We start from the raw sequence: 16,921 nt of genomic DNA on the forward strand, positions 1-16,921 counted from the left end.
AGCCATACGCTCATAATAAAGCCATGAAAAAAAGCCCCGGCACCAGGCCGGGGCTTTTTATTTGCTGCTGGCTCAGCCCAGATGTAATGCTTTCAAACGTCTATAAAGCGTATTCCTGCTCATGCCCAGTTGGCGCGCCACCGCGGAAACATTGCCTGCATGTTGCTGCATGGCCGTAGCGATCGCTGCGTCGGATTGCGCTTTTAAGGTCAATGCCGGACGCAGCGGCTGCTCACTCACTGCCGTTTGCAGTTCGTCGAGAAAATCCTGCGTCAGATGCAGCAGGCTGATCGTGGCACCATCTGCCAGCGCGATGGCGGTACGCAATACATTATGCAACTGCCTGACATTGCCTGGCCATGGGTGGCGGGCAAACAATGCCATCACTTCGCTGCTGATCTCAGTGTGCGGCGACTGCTCTACCTGCAGGATCAAACCGATCAGGCGCTGCAGATCCTGGCGCTGGCGTAATGAGGGTAACTGCAGCGCCAGACCATTGATGCGGTAATACAGATCACTGCGGAACTCACCGGCTGCCACCTTATCTTTCAGTTTCTGGTTAGTGGCACTGATCAGCATGAAATCAACCGGGATGGATTTGCTGGAGCCTAGCGGCGTCACGCACCGCTCTTGCAACACGCGTAACAGGCGCGCCTGTAAAGACAGTGGCATATCGCCGATCTCATCCAGGAACAAGGTGCCGCCATCTGCCTGCTGGATCTTGCCGTGGTTGCCTTTGCGCTTGGCGCCGGTATAGGCACCTTCTTCATAACCGAATAATTCAGCTTCTATCAGGCCCTCGGGCAGCGCGGCGCAGTTGACCGCCACAAACGGCCGGTCACGCCGGTTGCTGGCATCGTGTATGGCGCGCGAGAACAGTTCTTTACCGGCGCCGGTGTCGCCCAGCACCAGTACGGGAATATCGCGATTTAACACCTGCTTTACCTGGCTGATGGCCAGTTTCAATTGCGGGTCGCCGGTATCCAGCATTTCCAGGCTGGCGGCTGATTCACGCGCTTGCGACACAACAGGCCTGGCACGCGTTGTATTCTGTAGCGATGTGCGTGCAAACAGACGGGCACCATTGCGCAGTTGCAGCGGGAAAAGCAGGTCACTGCCCTGGCAACGCTGCCTGAATGCGGCCCACGACTCATCAAACACATCAGCAAAAGGCACGCGGCGGTTGGCCAGCAAGTCTTCATCCAGCGGCAAGCCGAACTGAAACTGGCCGCTACGGTTGATGGCGCGCAACTGGCCTGCATCATCAAACAATGCCAGGCCTTCCCACAAGGTGCCGATAAACTCGGCACGTGCATGAAAATGCACGCCGATCTCGCCTTGTGCCGTGGCGTGGAACAAGCGGTTTTCCACCATTTGTGCCGCCATCTTCACCAGCGCCAGCGTGTGCTGCTGTGGCTGGTTCAGGTCGTTGGAAACATCCAGTGTGGCTACCAGCTGGTTATTCGCGGCAAAGATAGGCACCGCCGAGCAACTCAGTGAATGGTGATAAGCCATAAAGTGTTCGGCACCCTGCACGCTGATAGGCGCCCGCTCTACCAGGGCAGTGCCTATGGCGTTGGTGCCTCTGTGCTCCTCACTCCACGAGGCACCGGGTAACAGAGAAGCGCGTATGTCACCCTGCTCCACGCCTTCACCCATGGTGCGCAGGATCACACCATCGCTGTCAGTCAGGATCACCAGGCTGCGCGTATGCGCGATCTGACCGCTCAGGGTCAGCATCTCCGGCTCGGCATGTGTGAGCAATAAACGGTTTTTTTCCAGCCGCTGCGTTAACTCGTGTGCGGTAATGATCTGGTCATGCGCGGGCGCTTGCTCATCCACGCCTTTGACCATGCAGCGACGCCAGGAGCGTTCTATCGCTTCGGCGATCGCCAATTGATCGTCGCGCATGGCTGGCAATGATGTTTGCGCGGAGGCTGGAGAAAACTTGGACATGCACACCTGTATCACGTGATTGAACAACTGTACCAATCTGACACACCCGTGCACAGTTTTCACCGTTGCAACAGACCATGCCAGCACTGATACCAATAAATAACCGTTTGATTTTAATTCATTTTTTTCATAAACCCAAATAAAACACGTTGTTGGCACAGGCGTTGCAATCATTGCCCTGCAGGTAGCAAAAGAAGCTTTTGCCTACTGGCGTGCAAATCACTTATTCCAGCTTCAAACACACCATTTTGGAGGTATGTATGCAACACCAAATCAAGTTTGCCATCAGCGCACTGTTGCTGGGCAGCCTAAGTACCAGCGCATGGGCCAATGCAGAGCTGGATGCTTTAATGAAAGACGATAACCAGTGGGCCATGGCGCGTAAAGATTACGCGAATCAGGGCTATAGCAAGTTGTCGCAAATTAATAAAAGCAATATTAAAAATCTTAAATACGCATGGTCGTTCGCCACCGGCGTCAACCGTGGTCATGAAGGTGCGCCACTGGTCATAGGCAACACCATGTTTATCCACACTGCGTTTCCTAACAATGTATATGCGCTCAACCTGGACGATAACCAGAAGATACTGTGGTCTTATTTTCCCAAGCAGGACCCGGATGTGCAATCAGTCTTGTGTTGTGACAACGTGAACAAAGGCCTGGGTTACGGCGACGGCAAGATCTTTCTGCAACAGAATAATGGTGTGCTGGTGGCGCTGGATGCGAAAACCGGGGCCAAATTATGGGACGTGAAAGTCAACGACCCGAAAACAGGTGCTGCCAATACCAATGTGCCGCACGTATTTAAAGACAAGGTAGTCACCGGCTGTTCAGGTGGCGAATTCGGTGTGCGTTGCCATATTTCAGCCTACAGCATCAAAGACGGTAGCCTGTTATGGAAAGCCTATAGCACCGGGCCGGATAGCGAGATGCTGATAGGTAAAGACTTTAACAAAGACAACCCGCATTACAGCGCTTTGTCGGTTTACCAGGATGTGAACGGCGGTAACAAAGAGGGCGGTTCTTTCAAGCCGCTGGATAAATCGCAACTGAAATACCCTGAAGCTGACCTGGGTGTGCGCACCTGGCTGAAACCGCAACAGCAAAAGGATGGCTGGCAGAACGGCGGCGGCCCGACCTGGGGCTGGTACTCCTATGACGCTAAACTCAACCTGATGTACTACGGCACCGGCAACCCCGGCACCTGGAACCCGGACGTGCGCCCCGGAGATAACAAATGGTCGATGACGATCTTCGCGCGCGACCTGGACACCGGCATGGCGCGTTGGGCTTACCAGATGACCCCGCATGACGAGTGGGATTATGACGGCATGAACGAAATCATCCTGTGGGAAGCCAACGGCAAACAACTGGCCTCGCATTTTGACCGCAACGGCTTTGGCTACACCTTTGACCGCACCAACGGCAGCTTGCTGGTGGCAGAAAAAATGCATCCTTTCGTCAACTGGGCCAGCAAGATAGACCTGAAAACCGGCATCCCGGTCAAAGATGCCAAGTTTTCTACCCACCAGGATTACAACGCCCACGGCATCTGCCCCTCGGCATTGGGAGTGAAAGACGAACAACCGGCTGCTTACTCGCCCAAAAACAAAATGTTCTATGTGCCACTCAACCACGTCTGCATGACGTATGAGCCGGTTGAGTCCAAATACGTGGCCGGCCAGCCCTGGGTTGGGGCGACTCTGACTATGTTTGCCGGGCCTGACGGCGTGATGGGCGGCTTTATGGCGTGGGATGCCTTAAAAGGCAAATCACAGTGGTACAACAAGGAGAAATTCTCTGCCTGGGGCGGTGCGCTGGTGACGGCGTCTGACCTGGTGTTCTACGGTACGCTGGACCGCTGGGTAAAAGCACTGGACGCCAAAACCGGCAAAGAGCTGTGGAAGTTCCAGGTAGGTTCAGGTGTGGTAGGCAACGTCATCACCTACGGCCACAAAGGCAAACAATACGTGGGGGTATTGTCTGGCATCGGCGGCTGGGCAGGGGTAGCCATGAACCTCGGCCTGACCAATGAAACCGATGGCCTGGGGGCTGCCGGGGGCTACAAGGAACTGACCAAGTACAACGCTGCCCCTGGTGGTGGCGCCATGAACGTATTCAGTCTGTAATCATTATTTTTTCAAGGGACACTATGCATTTATTCATCAAAAGTCTGGCCATCACTGCGCTGCTGGGCGTGACCGCTACTGGCATGGCCGCAGGCAACGCCGAAGCACTGGCACAGAAAAGCAATTGCCTGATGTGCCACGGCGTAGATAAAAAAATCCTCGGACCTGCTTATAAAGAGGTGGCCGCCAAGTATAAAGGCGACAAATCAGCCGAAGCCAGGCTGATCCAGAAAGTCAAAGCCGGGGGTAGTGGCGCATGGGGTGATATGCCCATGCCGCCTAATAGCCCGCAAGTGAAGGACGAAGATATCAAGACCCTGGTCCAGTGGATATTGAGTCTGTAGGCTTTTAACCGAAGTAACGTAATACCAGTTGATCTCCGAGTGTGCCAACCCGCAAGGGTTGGCTTTTTTTTGCGCTGCCCGTGGCGGCCAAATAAAAGCGATTACAATGCTGGCATGACCATCACAAACACTCTGTTTAACCGCCGCATGCTGATGTGTGTGGCGCTGGGCTTCAGTTCAGGCTTGCCGCTGTATCTGTTATTGCAATTATTACCAGCCTGGTTGCGCAGCGAGGGGCTCAATCTGAAAACCATTGCCGCCTTTGCTTTTATGCAACTGCCGTATACCTGGAAGTTTTTGTGGGCGCCGTTGATGGACAGATACACCTTGCTCGCCAGGCTTGGCCGCAGGCGTAGCTGGATACTGGCCACCCAGCTGGCTTTATTCGCCAGCATCATAGGCCTGGGCATGTGCCAGCCGCAACTGGATATTTCTACCGTGGCATTGCTGGCAACGCTGGTGGCCTTATTCTCTGCCAGCCAGGACATTGTGATCGATGCCTATAGACGTGAGATCCTCAGTGACCAGGAGCTGGGCCTGGGCAACAGCATACACGTCAACGCTTACCGCATTGCCGGCCTGGTGCCAGGCTCGCTTGCGCTGATACTGGCCGACCATATGGCCTGGTCACAGGTATTTCTGATCGTAGCTTTATTCATGCTGCCGGGTATAGGCTTTACCTTATGGTCGCAAGAACCTGTCGCCACCAGTATGCCTAAGACCTTGCTGGCTTCAGTGGTAGAACCGTTTAAAGAATTCATGCACCGCAATGGCTGGCAGTACGCGCTATGGGTGTTGCTGTTTATCCTGCTTTACAAGCTGGGCGACAGCATGGCTACCGCCCTGGCCACGCCGTTTTATATCGACATGGGCTTTAGCAAAACCGATATCGGCGCCATCGCCAAAGGCAGTGGCCTGGTCATGCAGATCGCCGGCGCTTTCGTCGGTGGCTTATGGATGCTCAAGCTGGGCATCAACCGCGGCTTGTGGATATTCGGCGTGGTCCAGGCATTATCCATACTTGGCTTTGCCTGGCTGGCGCACAGTGGCCCATTTATCGAGATAGGCGCCGCTGAACGCAGCATGCTGGCGATCGTGATAGGCGCAGAAGCTTTTGGCATCGGTTTGGGCACGGCCGCTTATGTGGCCTATATGGCGCGTGAGACCAACCCGGCTTATACCGCGACGCAACTGGCATTATTCACCAGCTTATCTGCAGTACCGCGCTCTATATTCAATGCGCTGACTGGTGGCATGGTAGAGAGCCTGGGTTGGGAACAGTTCTTTTATGTGTGTACGCTATTGGCTATCCCGGGCATGCTGCTGCTGTTCAGGGTAGCACCATGGCGGCAACGTGATGGCTCCCTGGCTTAGCTGAGGGCCAGGCTGGGTGAGCGCACTTGTTCTGCTTTACCAGCCTTGCTAGCGAATAAAAAAGCGCCCTGATCAATCAGGGCGCTTTTTCTTGCTACATCACCATCACTTCAGATCAAATCTATCTGCATTCATCACCTTGGTCCAGGCCTGCACAAAATCCTGCACGAACTTCTGTCTGGCATCGTCCTGCGCATACAGCTCTGCATAAGCACGCAGGATAGAGTTAGAACCAAACACCAGATCGACCCGGGTCGCCGTCCATTTCAGCGCGCCGCTAGTGCGGTCGCGTACTTCATACAAATTGCCAGCTACCGGCTTCCAGGTGTATCGCATATCAGTCAGATTGACAAAGAAATCATTGCTGAGCACGCCCGGCCTATCGGTAAACACACCATGCCTGCTGGCGCCATAATTGGTATCCAGCACCCGCAAGCCACCGATCAACACGGTCATTTCCGGCGCGGTCAACCCCATCAGCTGGCTACGATCCAGCAGCAGTTCTTCAGCCGTAGGCACATAGTCGGCCTTCTGCCAGTTACGGAAACCATCATGCACAGGTTCCAGCACCGCAAAAGAGTCAGCATCGGTCATGTCGTCTGTGGCATCGCCCCTGCCTGGTGCGAAAGGCACTGTTATCGTCACACCTGCTGCGCTGGCTGCCTGTTCTATGGCAGCAGAACCACCGAGCACGATCAGGTCTGCCAGGCTGACAGGCTGGCTGAACGCTGATTGTATGCCGGCAAGTACCGCCAGTACTTTCTGCAACCTGGCTGGCTCGTTTCCTTGCCAGTCTTTTTGTGGCGCGAGCCGTATGCGTGCGCCGTTGGCACCGCCGCGATAATCCGACGCACGGAAAGTGCGGGCACTGTCCCAGGCGGTGGCTACCAGTTCAGCGGTGCTTAAGCCGCTCGCCAGGATCTGCGCTTTCAGGGCCGCGATATCAGCCGTGCTCAGGCTGGCATTGCCAGCAGGTGTCGGGTCCTGCCAGATCAGGTCTTCCTGCGGTACATCCGGCCCCAGATAACGTGCTTTGGGGCCGAGGTCGCGGTGCGTCAGCTTGAACCAGGCACGTGCGAATACTTCGGAGAAATAGGCCTGGTCACGGTAAAAACGCTCGGAGATCTCGCGGTAGGCGGGGTCTTTGATCATCGCCATATCCGCATCGGTCATGATAGGGTTATAACGGATGGTAGGGTCCTCCACATCCACTGGTTTGTCTTCCTCCTTGATGCTCACCGGCTCCCACTGCCATGCCCCTGCCGGGCTCTTGCTCAATGCCCATTCGTGCTCAAACAGCATCTTGAAATAACCGTTATCCCAACGGGTAGGATGCGTGGTCCAGGCACCTTCGATACCGCTGGTGACCGAATCACGACCGATGCCACGGCTGGTATGGTTATTCCAGCCCATGCCTTGCTCTTCGATAGTTGCTGCTTCAGGGTTGGGCCCCAGGTTGGTAGCCGCGCCATTACCATGCGCTTTACCTACGGTATGGCCACCGGCAGTCAATGCCACGGTCTCTTCATCGTTCATCGCCATGCGGGCAAAGGTTTCACGGATATCTTTTGCCGTGCGCAACGGGTCGGGGTTACCATCCACGCCTTCCGGGTTGACGTAAATCAGCCCCATCATCACCGCTGCCAGCGGGTTTTCCAGCTCACGTTCGCCAGAATAGCGGCTGCCTTCGGCACCGGTTTTGGCCAGCCACTCTTTTTCATTGCCCCAATAAATATCTTTTTCAGGATGCCAGATATCGGCACGGCCACCGGCAAAACCAAAGATCTTCAGGCCCATGGATTCATAGGCGATGGTGCCGGATAACACGATCAGGTCGGCCCACGAAAGCCGGTTGCCGTATTTTTTCTTGATCGGCCACAGCAGGCGTCGCGCTTTATCCAGGTTGACGTTATCCGGCCAGCTGTTCAGTGGCGCGAAGCGCTGGTTGCCGGTGCCAGCACCGCCACGGCCATCTGCCACGCGATAAGTGCCGGCCGCATGCCAGGCCAGACGTATCATCAAGCCGCCATAATGGCCCCAGTCGGCCGGCCACCACGCCTGACTATCGGTCATCAGGGCATGCAGGTCGGCTTTCACAGCAGCCAGATCCAGTTGCTTGAATGCTGCTGCGTAATCAAACTGCTCGCCCAGCGGGTTGGTTTTGCTGTCCTGCTGATGCAGGATATCCAGATTCAGGGTATTCGGCCACCAATCAGTATTTGAGGTGCTGCTGGCGGTATTCGCGCCATGATGAAACGGACATTTTCCGCCAGAAGTGTGCTGAGTATCGCTTGTGTTTTGAGTATCAGTTGTGTTTTGAGTAGCCATGATTGCTCCTTTATATTTTTATATTTCAAGCGTAGGTCGGCCTGTTGCTCCTGCTGCCCATACTTAAAATATACCATCAGTAAAATCTGTCATGCCTGCCAGCCATTTCGGGCTGTGGGTTGTTAGGCGTGTCAGTCTGAATCTTGTTTTCTGCGCTGGTGTTTTCCCCTAGCACGACAGCCATTCTAGACAGCTTAATTTCATTTGTATAATTGTGTGTTTTTATTTAATTGATTAGTTAAATTAATCAATATAGAATCCCTGCTATCCCTCAGATTAGCGGAGCAGGCATGACCTTGATTGAATTGAAATTTGTGCTGGCAGTGGCCCAGGAACGCAACTTTCGCCGGGCAGCGGAAAAATGTTTTGTCACGCAGCCGGCCCTGAGTCTGGGCATCAAAAAGCTGGAAGAAGAATTGGGCTTGTTGATCTTTGAACGCAACCGTAACGACGTGACGCCCACGCCTATAGGCGAACAGATCATTGCCCAGGCCAATACCGTGCTGGAACAGGCGGCCAAGATCAAGGAAATGGCCAAGCATGGTAACGACCCGCTCAATGGCCCGTTCAAACTGGGCATGATCCACTCGGTCGGCCCTTATCTGCTGCCGGAGATGATCCCGCCGCTGGTGAGGACAGCGCCCAACATGCCGCTGGAAGTAGAAGAAAACATCACCGCGACGCTGGAGCAGCAGTTAAGGAATGGCGTGATCGATGCGGCGGTGGTGGCTTTACCGTTTAATGTGCCTGGCATTGAGATCACCCCGCTGTATGACGAAGATTTCAATGTGGTGGTGCCGGCCAATCACCCTTGGGCACAGCGTAAAACAGTCAATCCAGATGAGTTGAGCAATGAGAAGGTATTGCTGCTGAATAGTGGCCATTGCTTTAGCAACCAGGTCACGCAGGCTTGCCCGGAGCTGGGCCGCAAGGGCGAAGTGTTACAGGGTAATTCTCTGGAAACCATACGCAATATGGTGGCTTCTAACCTCGGCATCACGGTGTTGCCGGCTATGGCGACCGTAGCGCGCTACCAAAACCCGTTGATACGGGTGATCCCGTTTACCAAGCCGGTTCCCAGCCGCCGTATCGCCCTGGCCTGGCGCAAAAGCTTTGTGCGTACCGCTGCGATAGAAGTATTGGGAAAAGTGATGTCAGACATCGGGGCGCAGGCAAAACTCAGCAGCAAAGCCTGATTGAGCAGGGTTTAATAGACGATCGCGACACGGAACCCGGTCACGGCTTTTTCTTCAATACCCAGCGTGGTTTTCACCGCTTGTTCCTGTTGCGCCGCCAGGCCTGCAGCCGCTTTGGCCGAGGCGGGTAAATATTCAGCAGGTTTCAGGGTTTTGCGTAATACCGGCTCATCCGCCATATTGGTCAGGGTCAGCTCTATCATGGGATAAGCTTGCGCGACCGCACCATGATTGATCAGCACGCTGGAAAACACCAATACGCCTTCACGCTCGCGGTGCTCCTGAATATCGGCGTCATCTATGGTCAACTGGGTGATATCGTTAGGCAGGGCCACCGCACAGTGCACCGCCTTGCAGGCAGCCTGCAACCAGGGTTTAGTCGAGGGGTAATTGGCCGCCAGGCTGGTGCGCGTGAAATACACCAGTTGCAGCAGGATGGCGACTAGCAACAGGCCGGAGAGCAGCGGGAAAACCCAGGGTAGCGCGGTTTTCTCTGGCAGGGGCTGGCGGTCTTGGTCAAAAGAGACATTGCGTAAAAATGCCGGGATGGCGGTATCATTTTCTGGCGCATGACCCAGATTCCACGGCACAACCGGGGCTGGTTCTGTTAGGTCGGGCTGGGGGTCTATTTCTGCCTGCCTGGTGTCTGCTTGTGTGGTGTCTGCCTGGCTGGCGGATTCTAATTCCTGGGTGGGGCTATCCAGTGTGGCAGGCGGCGCTGGCTGGAATTCTGCCTGGGGCTCCGCATAGGGCTCTGCTGAAATTGCGACTTCCGCATTCTCGGCCTCTACGATGCGGGTTTCTATAGATTCAGATTCTATCGCTACGATTTCTTCAGGGCTGGCTGGTACGACCTCTGTGATTGCAGGTTCGGCTGGCTCAGTTTCTGCAACCAGTGCAGATCGCGCATCAAACACATGGTTGCATTCGCCACAACGCACTTTGCCCGCATAGGCTTGCAGTTGCTCGTCGTTGACTTCAAATTGTGTAAAACAGGCAGGGCATTCGGTGATTAGAGACATTTTCTGCTTCCCGTCAGCAAGACCCATCCATCTTGCTGGATGGGGGCATCCATTTCAAACCATTCTGAGTAACGTGTCAGCAACATTCCCTGCTGGCTATCCAATATGCCGGATAATGCAACTTTGCCGCCATTTTTGCAAGATTTAGCGATCACCGGTGCCAATACCATCAAGGCACTGGAAAGAATATTGGCGACCACGATGTCGAACGGTTCATGCAGGTAGTCTGCCGAATCATAAAACACCGCGCTGACCTGGTTATTGGCTGCATTGTCGCGGCTGGCGATCACCGCCTGCGTATCAATATCCACGCCTATCACCTCACCGGCGCCCAGTTTGCTGGCGGCGATGGCGAGAATGCCGGACCCGCAGCCGTAATCCAGTACATTCGCCTGTTGCAACTCGGTTTTGGGTAACTGTGCCAGCCAGCTCAAACATAAATGCGTGGTTGGGTGGCTGCCGGTGCCGAATGCCAGACCGGGGTCGAGCACGATGTTGATCGCTTGTGCATTCGGTGCCTGGTGCCAGGAGGGTACTATCCACAAATCATCCGTCACCCGGATAGGATCAAATTGCGCCTGGGTGGCACGCACCCAATCCTGCTCCTCGATCTGCTCCAGCTGATATTTCAGGCCGTCCAGCTGTAATTCTGCCTGCACCGTCGCCAGTAGCGCCTGCACATCGGCTGCATCATCCAGCATGGCAGTCACGATATTCTGTTGCCAGATACCGGGCGGTGGATCCCCCGGCTCGCCGAAAATGGCCTGTTCGGCCAGGGTGTCGGCATGCGCATCTTCAATACTGACCGATAACGCGCCATGCTCCATCAGCACATCGCTGAGCGACTCTGCCTGAGGCTCGGTCGACTGAATTTTAAGTAACAACCAATGCACAATTATTTAGAGCTGATACCCAGCTTCTGCTCCAGGTAGTGAATGCTGGTGCCGCCCTGCTGAAAGGCCAGATCGGCCATCAGGTCAGAGTGCAAGGCAGTATTGGTCTTAATGCCTTCTACATTCATTTCGGACAAGGCCACACGCATCCTGGCGATCGCCTGCTCGCGCGTTGCACCATGCGTGATCAGCTTGCCTATCATGGAATCATAGTGCGGAGGCACGGTATAACCGCCATAAACATGGGTATCCATACGTACACCAGGGCCGCCCGGCATATGGAAACGGTTAATGAAACCAGGTGATGGCACAAAGGTATACGGGTCTTCTGCGTTGATGCGGCACTCGATGGCATGGCCATTCAGCACGATGTCACGCTGACGGAACGGCAGTTTTTCACCAGCGGCAATAAAGATCTGCTGTTGCACCAGGTCTATGCCGGTGATCATTTCTGTCACGGTATGCTCGACCTGCAAACGGGTGTTCATTTCAATAAAATAGAACTCGCCGTTCTCGTACAGGAACTCGAAAGTGCCGGCACCACGGTATTTGATCTTGCGGCAGGCTTCGGCACAACGTTCGCCTATCTTGTCGCGTAATCTTGCCGGCAATAACGGCGAAGGCGCTTCTTCAATGATCTTCTGATGGCGACGCTGCATGGAACAGTCACGGTCACCCAGGTAAACTGCGTTGCCATGCTCATCGGCCAGGATCTGGATCTCGATATGGCGCGGGTTTTCCAGGAATTTTTCCATGTAAACCACTGGGTTGCCAAACGCACTTTGCGCCTCGGCTTTAGTCATATTGACTGCATTCAACAATGCCGCTTCAGTATGCACCACTCGCATGCCACGGCCACCACCGCCACCAGCGGCCTTGATGATCACCGGGTAGCCCACACGTTTGGCGGTCCTGATGATCTCTGCCGGGTCGTCAGGCAAAGCGCCGTCAGAACCAGGTACACAAGGTACGCCGGCTTTTTTCATCGCATCCTTGGCAGAAACCTTGTCGCCCATCAGGCGGATAGTGTCAGCACGCGGCCCAATAAATACAAACCCGCTTTGCTCCACGCGTTCGGCAAAATCGGCGTTTTCGGACAAAAAGCCATAACCCGGGTGTATCGCCTGTGCATCTGTGACTTCGGCAGCGCTGATCACCGCCGGAATATTCAGATAACTTTTAGCGGATGGTGCCGGGCCGATACAGACAGACTCATCAGCCAGTTTGACGTACTTGGCATCGCGATCAGCCTCGGAGTGCACGGCAACGGTTTTAATCCCCAATTCACGGCAGGCACGCTGCACGCGCAGCGCTATCTCTCCGCGGTTGGCAATCAGAATTTTTTCAAACATAGGCGGCTTAACCAATCAGGAATAATGGTTCGCCGTATTCCACAGGCTGACCGTTTTCAACGAAAATCTTTTTAATCACACCAGCGTATTCACTCTCAATTTCATTGAGCAGTTTCATGGCCTCGATGATACATACGGTCTCACCGGCATTGATGCTGCTGCCTACATCGACAAACGCTTTCGCATCAGGAGACGAAGCACGGTAGAAAGTGCCCACCATAGGTGATTTCACTATTTTACCTTCCAGCTCAGGGGCTGGTGCACTCGCAGCCGGTGCGGCGGCTGGCGCAGCAGCAGCAGCGGCAACAGGTGCCGGCGCAGCCACATATTGTGTCACTGGCGCAACGCCAGTAATGGTGCGGCTGATACGTACTTTTTCTTCACCTTCGGTCAGCTCCAGTTCGGAAATTCCCGATTCCTCGACCAGATCAATCAATTTTTTGAGTTTGCGTAAATCCATAGAAACCTCGATTTAGAATGTTTTAATTATAGTTGTTGGATATGGCGATAAGCGGCGTAATAGCCTTCTGCGCCTAAACCGCAGATAACGGCCGTCGCAATATCGCTGAAATAGGAGTGATGCCGAAATGGCTCCCGTGCATGTACATTTGAAAGGTGTACTTCAATAAACGGTACTTTGACCGCTGAAATCGCATCACGGATAGCCACCGAAGTATGTGTGAAAGCCGCAGGATTAATAATCACATAATCGACGCGGTTGACAGACAATGCGTGTATCTTCTCAATGATCTCCGCTTCAGAATTGCTCTGAAAGGTTTCAAGCCGCGCCTGATCAGCGCGTGCAAGTGCATGCAACCCCTGGTCTATATCTGCCAGGGTCTGGTTGCCATAATGCTGCGGCTCACGTGTGCCAAGCATATTGAGATTGGGTCCATGAATCACCAGGATAGATTTGGTGCCCATTTCACATGCCTTTTAAAGAGAAATATACAACCTTCATGGCGCGAAGTTTGCCGAAGTTATTGTATTTTGTCCAGCAGAATTCTTGTTTAAGGCAAAAGTGAAAAATCGCCAATTCTGCTGTTAACTGTGGTATTCCTGCACCGAACATGCAGCCATCCCGGCACTGCCCTGTGCGCAAACAGGGTTGCGATATCCTACAAGTTGAGCGCTTTTTGCAGCATGTCGCGCGTGACGCGACCAAAGAAAACATGGGTGATTTCACCTTGTGCAGACACCACCACAGTATACGGCAACACGCCTTTATTGTTACCCAAAAGCTCTGCCAGAGGCATGCCTTCGTTCTCTGCGATCAACAGCGGATAAGACACCGGCGTGCTTTCTACAAACTCATGCACCGCTGCTGCTTCATCGATCGCCACCCCCAGTACGGCGATCTGCGGATGTGCGCTGGCAAGTTCAGAGATCTCCGGCATTTCATCGCGGCAGGGTTCGCACCAGGTCGCCCAGAAATTCAAGATCAGCGGTTTGCCTTTAAATTGCGCCAAAGCATAAGACTTGCCCTTTTGGTCACTCAGGCTGGTGTTCCACAGAGTGGCGACTGCCGATTGATCCGGCAATGTGCTGTCTGTGGCCAGAAACTGGTGCCGGTTCAGGTAGAACCAGCGGAAACCACTACCCAGCACCACCACCAGCAACAGTGTCATCACCACGCGGGCCACGTTACGCATGGGCTGCTCCCAGTGCACGCAATATGTTCAGGAAACGGTCAGCATCATGATAGCCTTTGATGACAGGCTGCATGGGCTGGCCCTGCGCATTGAAAAACACGATGCCGGGCGGGCCGAACAACTCGAATTTTTTCAGTAATGCGGCATCCTGCGCATTGTTGGCCGTTACATCTGCCTGCAGCAGCACGGTCTGACTCAGCTCGGCCTGCACCTTGGGCTGGCTGAACACGAATTGCTCATATTCTTTGCACGAGACGCACCAGTCGGCGTAGAAATCCAGCATCACGCGCTTGCCTTGCGCGGCCCGCACCGCCTGCTCCAGCTCCTGCACGCTATGCACGCGCTGGAAACGCAGCGCCTGGCTACTGGTGTGGTCGCCAGAGGCGATATTCTGCAACGGTTTTAACGGCGAACTGGCGCCTGACCAGGCCCCTATCAGCAGAGCGACCCCATACAACAGCAAAAACACCGCCGCGCCTTTGCTCAACCTTTGTGCAGTGTCGGCCGTGGCGGGTAACGGGTCTATGGCACGTAAATAGATCGCCGGCACGATGCACAGCAGCGCCCACAACAGCATTTGTACTGTCACCGGCAATATCGGGCTGATCACCCAGATGGCGACCCCCAGCATCAACACTCCGAACAGGCGGCGTATGCTATTCATCCAGGCACCGGCTTTGGGCAGCACAGAACCGGCAGAGGCACCGATCAATAATAAGGGCACGCCCATGCCTAACGAGAGTGAGAACAGTGCAACAGCCCCCAGCACCACATCATGCGTCTGGCTGATATACAGCAACGCCCCTGCCAGCGGCGCAGCCACACAAGGGCTGATGATCAGCGCGGAGATGGCGCCCATCAGGAAATCACTGAGCAGATGGCCGCCTTTAAAGCGGTGGCTCCAGTTAAAAAAAGCATTTTCTACTGCACTTGGCAGTTTCAGCTCATAAAAACCAAACATGGAAAAAGACAGGGCGACAAAGATCAGTGCCCCCGCCGTTAACGCCAGCGGCGTTTGCAGCGCATTGTTCAACAGCTGGCCGGACAATCCGGCTGCCACCCCCGCCAGGGTATAAGTCAGGCACATGCCCAGGGTATAGGCGAGTGATAAAGTAAATGCTTTGGCGCGGGAAGATTGCGCGTTTTTACCGACTATGATGCCTGACAAGATAGGGATCATGGGGAATACGCATGGCGTGAAAGCCAGCAGCAGCCCGGCGCCAAAGAAACCGGCGACGATTTGCCACCAGTGGCCGGAAGACAGTAATTTCTCGGAAACACCGTCCTCATCATCCAGCGCAGGTGGCGTGCCGGTACTGGTTGAGGTTGCCGACGTGGCCGAGGCCGCCAGCGGGGTTAATGCCAGTGATTTGGTTTGTGGCGGGTAACACAGGCCTTTTTCGCTGCAGCCTTGATAGCGGATCTGCAGCACGGCAGGGGCGGCACCGGCAAAAGCAACTTCAGCCGCTGTGTCATGATGAAACACCTGCTGCTGGCCGAAATTGGGGTCATTTTTTGCTTCACCAGCCGGCAAGCTGATTTGCGCCGTTTCACCCGCAGGCAATACCAGCTGTATGCGCTCTCTGTATAAATAATGGCCGGGCGCAATCACGAATTTGATCTGCGCATGCGTCTGGTCTACCAGCCCGGCCTCAACCTTGAAAGCTTTATCCACCGGCAGGAACTCTTGCGAGTCATCATTGGTAAACAGCTGCGAGAATCCTGTGTCTGCCTGCACAGTCACCGCCGTTGCCAGCAGCACCGCCAGGGTCACCCACGCTCTGATCCAGTTAGTCATCATGTTTGCCGCACCTTTATCTCAACACCAGTCTTATGCCAGCGTTTCAGCCGCTACCCAACGCAGGTATTCCGGCAAACCCTCGTTCACATGGATAGCTACAATCTCGGGAAGTTCATAAGGATGCAAAGCACGTATTCTTTCAGCCAGTCTGGCATAGCCCTGACGCTGGGTTTTAATGCTTAATGCGATCTCATGCGCTGTCTCGACCTGCCCTTGCCAGCGATAAACCGATCTCACAGGGCTTGAAATATTCACACATGCCGCCAACTGTTCATTAACCAGCGCGTGAGCCATGCTTTCTGCGCACGCCATATCCGGCACATGGATAAACACGATTATAATTTCCTTTTCCGGCGTCATGCGCGCTGACTCATCAACAGGATTACTGACATGCGTTTTATCATCTTTGCTATTTTACTGGCTTTTCCGTTTCTGGAGATAGCGATCTTGATCGAACTCAGCCAGCGCTATGGTTGGTGGGTGCTCGCTTACCTGCTGATCATAGGCTATCTTGGTCTGCAGCTGATACGCAGTGAAAAAGACCTGATCGCCGCACGCATGTTTCAGCAATTAGGCGCCGGCGGCAACCCGATCTCTGCCATGTTCTCAACCGCACGCAATATGTTCGCCGGTGTATTGCTGCTTATCCCTGGCGTCATCAGTGATGTGATCGCAGTAGTGTTGCTGTTGATCCCGAGCAATGGCCCCACTTCAGGCAAAGCCTCCAATCAGGCCAATTTTGATTATCGCGCCAGCGCCAATGACGAAGCGATAGAAGGCGAATATACTGAAGTCAATGAAACCAAGTCTAATGACAAAGTAGTGCGCCTGCCAGGAAAAGATTAGGCTATTTAAACCCCGCTCCTCAGATAAC

The 16,921-nt window shown here is 54.3% G+C and carries 15 protein-coding genes; 5 read left to right on the top strand and 10 right to left on the bottom strand.

Annotated features, from left to right (window positions below):
* Positions 1-72: 72 nt before the first annotated feature.
* Positions 73-1,956, bottom strand: a complete 1,884-nt coding sequence (locus ACT6RZ_RS03195) for a sigma-54-dependent Fis family transcriptional regulator (protein WP_444700741.1) — start codon at positions 1,954-1,956, stop codon at positions 73-75.
* Positions 1,957-2,216: 260 nt separating this feature from the next.
* Between ACT6RZ_RS03195 and ACT6RZ_RS03200 the strand changes: the two genes are divergently transcribed.
* From ACT6RZ_RS03200 to ACT6RZ_RS03210, 3 genes are all read left to right on the top strand, one after another.
* The gene (locus ACT6RZ_RS03200; RefSeq protein WP_444700742.1) at positions 2,217-4,085 is read left to right on the top strand and encodes a methanol/ethanol family PQQ-dependent dehydrogenase; all 1,869 of its coding nucleotides are present in this window, start codon (positions 2,217-2,219) and stop codon (positions 4,083-4,085) included.
* A gap of 23 nt (positions 4,086-4,108) precedes the next feature.
* On the top strand, positions 4,109-4,429 hold the full coding sequence (locus tag ACT6RZ_RS03205) for a c-type cytochrome (protein WP_444700743.1): 321 nt from the start codon (positions 4,109-4,111) through the stop codon (positions 4,427-4,429).
* Between the two features lie 114 nt (positions 4,430-4,543).
* The gene (locus tag ACT6RZ_RS03210) at positions 4,544-5,803 is read left to right on the top strand and encodes an AmpG family muropeptide MFS transporter (RefSeq protein ID WP_444700744.1); all 1,260 of its coding nucleotides are present in this window, start codon (positions 4,544-4,546) and stop codon (positions 5,801-5,803) included.
* 105 nt (positions 5,804-5,908) lie between these two features.
* Here ACT6RZ_RS03210 and katG read toward each other — a convergent pair whose 3' ends face one another.
* Positions 5,909-8,131 carry a catalase/peroxidase HPI gene (gene katG / locus ACT6RZ_RS03215; RefSeq protein WP_444700745.1) on the bottom strand — a complete coding sequence of 741 codons (2,223 nt, stop codon included), beginning with the start codon at positions 8,129-8,131 and terminating at the stop codon, positions 5,909-5,911.
* A gap of 290 nt (positions 8,132-8,421) precedes the next feature.
* Here katG and ACT6RZ_RS03220 point away from each other — a divergent pair, with 290 nt between their 5' ends.
* The gene (locus ACT6RZ_RS03220) at positions 8,422-9,327 is read left to right on the top strand and encodes a hydrogen peroxide-inducible genes activator (RefSeq protein ID WP_444700746.1); all 906 of its coding nucleotides are present in this window, start codon (positions 8,422-8,424) and stop codon (positions 9,325-9,327) included.
* Between the two features lie 11 nt (positions 9,328-9,338).
* On the opposite strand, the gene ACT6RZ_RS03225 is transcribed toward ACT6RZ_RS03220, so the two are convergent.
* The 8 genes from ACT6RZ_RS03225 to cutA all read right to left on the bottom strand — a co-directional run bounded on the left by ACT6RZ_RS03225 (position 9,339) and on the right by cutA (position 16,380).
* Entirely contained in the window at positions 9,339-10,349 is a 1,011-nt protein-coding gene (locus ACT6RZ_RS03225; RefSeq protein WP_444700747.1) for a DUF3426 domain-containing protein, read from the bottom strand.
* Entirely contained in the window at positions 10,340-11,242 is a 903-nt protein-coding gene (gene prmA, locus ACT6RZ_RS03230; protein ID WP_444700748.1) for a 50S ribosomal protein L11 methyltransferase, read from the bottom strand. Before prmA ends, ACT6RZ_RS03225 begins: the two co-directional genes overlap by 10 nt.
* Positions 11,243-11,244: 2 nt before the next feature.
* Positions 11,245-12,594, bottom strand: coding sequence for an acetyl-CoA carboxylase biotin carboxylase subunit (gene accC / locus ACT6RZ_RS03235; RefSeq protein WP_442585198.1), 1,350 nt, complete (start codon positions 12,592-12,594; stop codon positions 11,245-11,247).
* Between the two features lie 7 nt (positions 12,595-12,601).
* Positions 12,602-13,054, bottom strand: coding sequence for an acetyl-CoA carboxylase biotin carboxyl carrier protein (gene accB, locus ACT6RZ_RS03240; RefSeq protein ID WP_444700749.1), 453 nt, complete (start codon positions 13,052-13,054; stop codon positions 12,602-12,604).
* Positions 13,055-13,080: 26 nt separating this feature from the next.
* Complete coding sequence (aroQ, locus tag ACT6RZ_RS03245) at positions 13,081-13,518, bottom strand: type II 3-dehydroquinate dehydratase (protein ID WP_444700750.1); 438 nt, start codon at positions 13,516-13,518, stop codon at positions 13,081-13,083.
* Between the two features lie 194 nt (positions 13,519-13,712).
* Positions 13,713-14,246, bottom strand: coding sequence for a TlpA family protein disulfide reductase (locus tag ACT6RZ_RS03250; RefSeq protein ID WP_444700751.1), 534 nt, complete (start codon positions 14,244-14,246; stop codon positions 13,713-13,715).
* Complete coding sequence (gene dsbD, locus ACT6RZ_RS03255) at positions 14,239-16,044, bottom strand: protein-disulfide reductase DsbD (protein ID WP_444700779.1); 1,806 nt, start codon at positions 16,042-16,044, stop codon at positions 14,239-14,241. Before dsbD ends, ACT6RZ_RS03250 begins: the two co-directional genes overlap by 8 nt.
* A 33-nt stretch (positions 16,045-16,077) precedes the next feature.
* Positions 16,078-16,380, bottom strand: coding sequence for a divalent-cation tolerance protein CutA (gene cutA / locus ACT6RZ_RS03260; RefSeq protein ID WP_444700752.1), 303 nt, complete (start codon positions 16,378-16,380; stop codon positions 16,078-16,080).
* Between the two features lie 57 nt (positions 16,381-16,437).
* On the opposite strand from cutA, the gene ACT6RZ_RS03265 reads away from it, so the two are divergent.
* Complete coding sequence (locus ACT6RZ_RS03265) at positions 16,438-16,893, top strand: FxsA family protein (RefSeq protein ID WP_444700753.1); 456 nt, start codon at positions 16,438-16,440, stop codon at positions 16,891-16,893.
* Positions 16,894-16,921 lie beyond the last annotated feature (28 nt).

The sequence above is a fragment of the Methylophilus sp. genome (assembly GCF_052437885.1).
Classification (GTDB): Bacteria; Pseudomonadota; Gammaproteobacteria; order Burkholderiales; family Methylophilaceae; genus Methylophilus.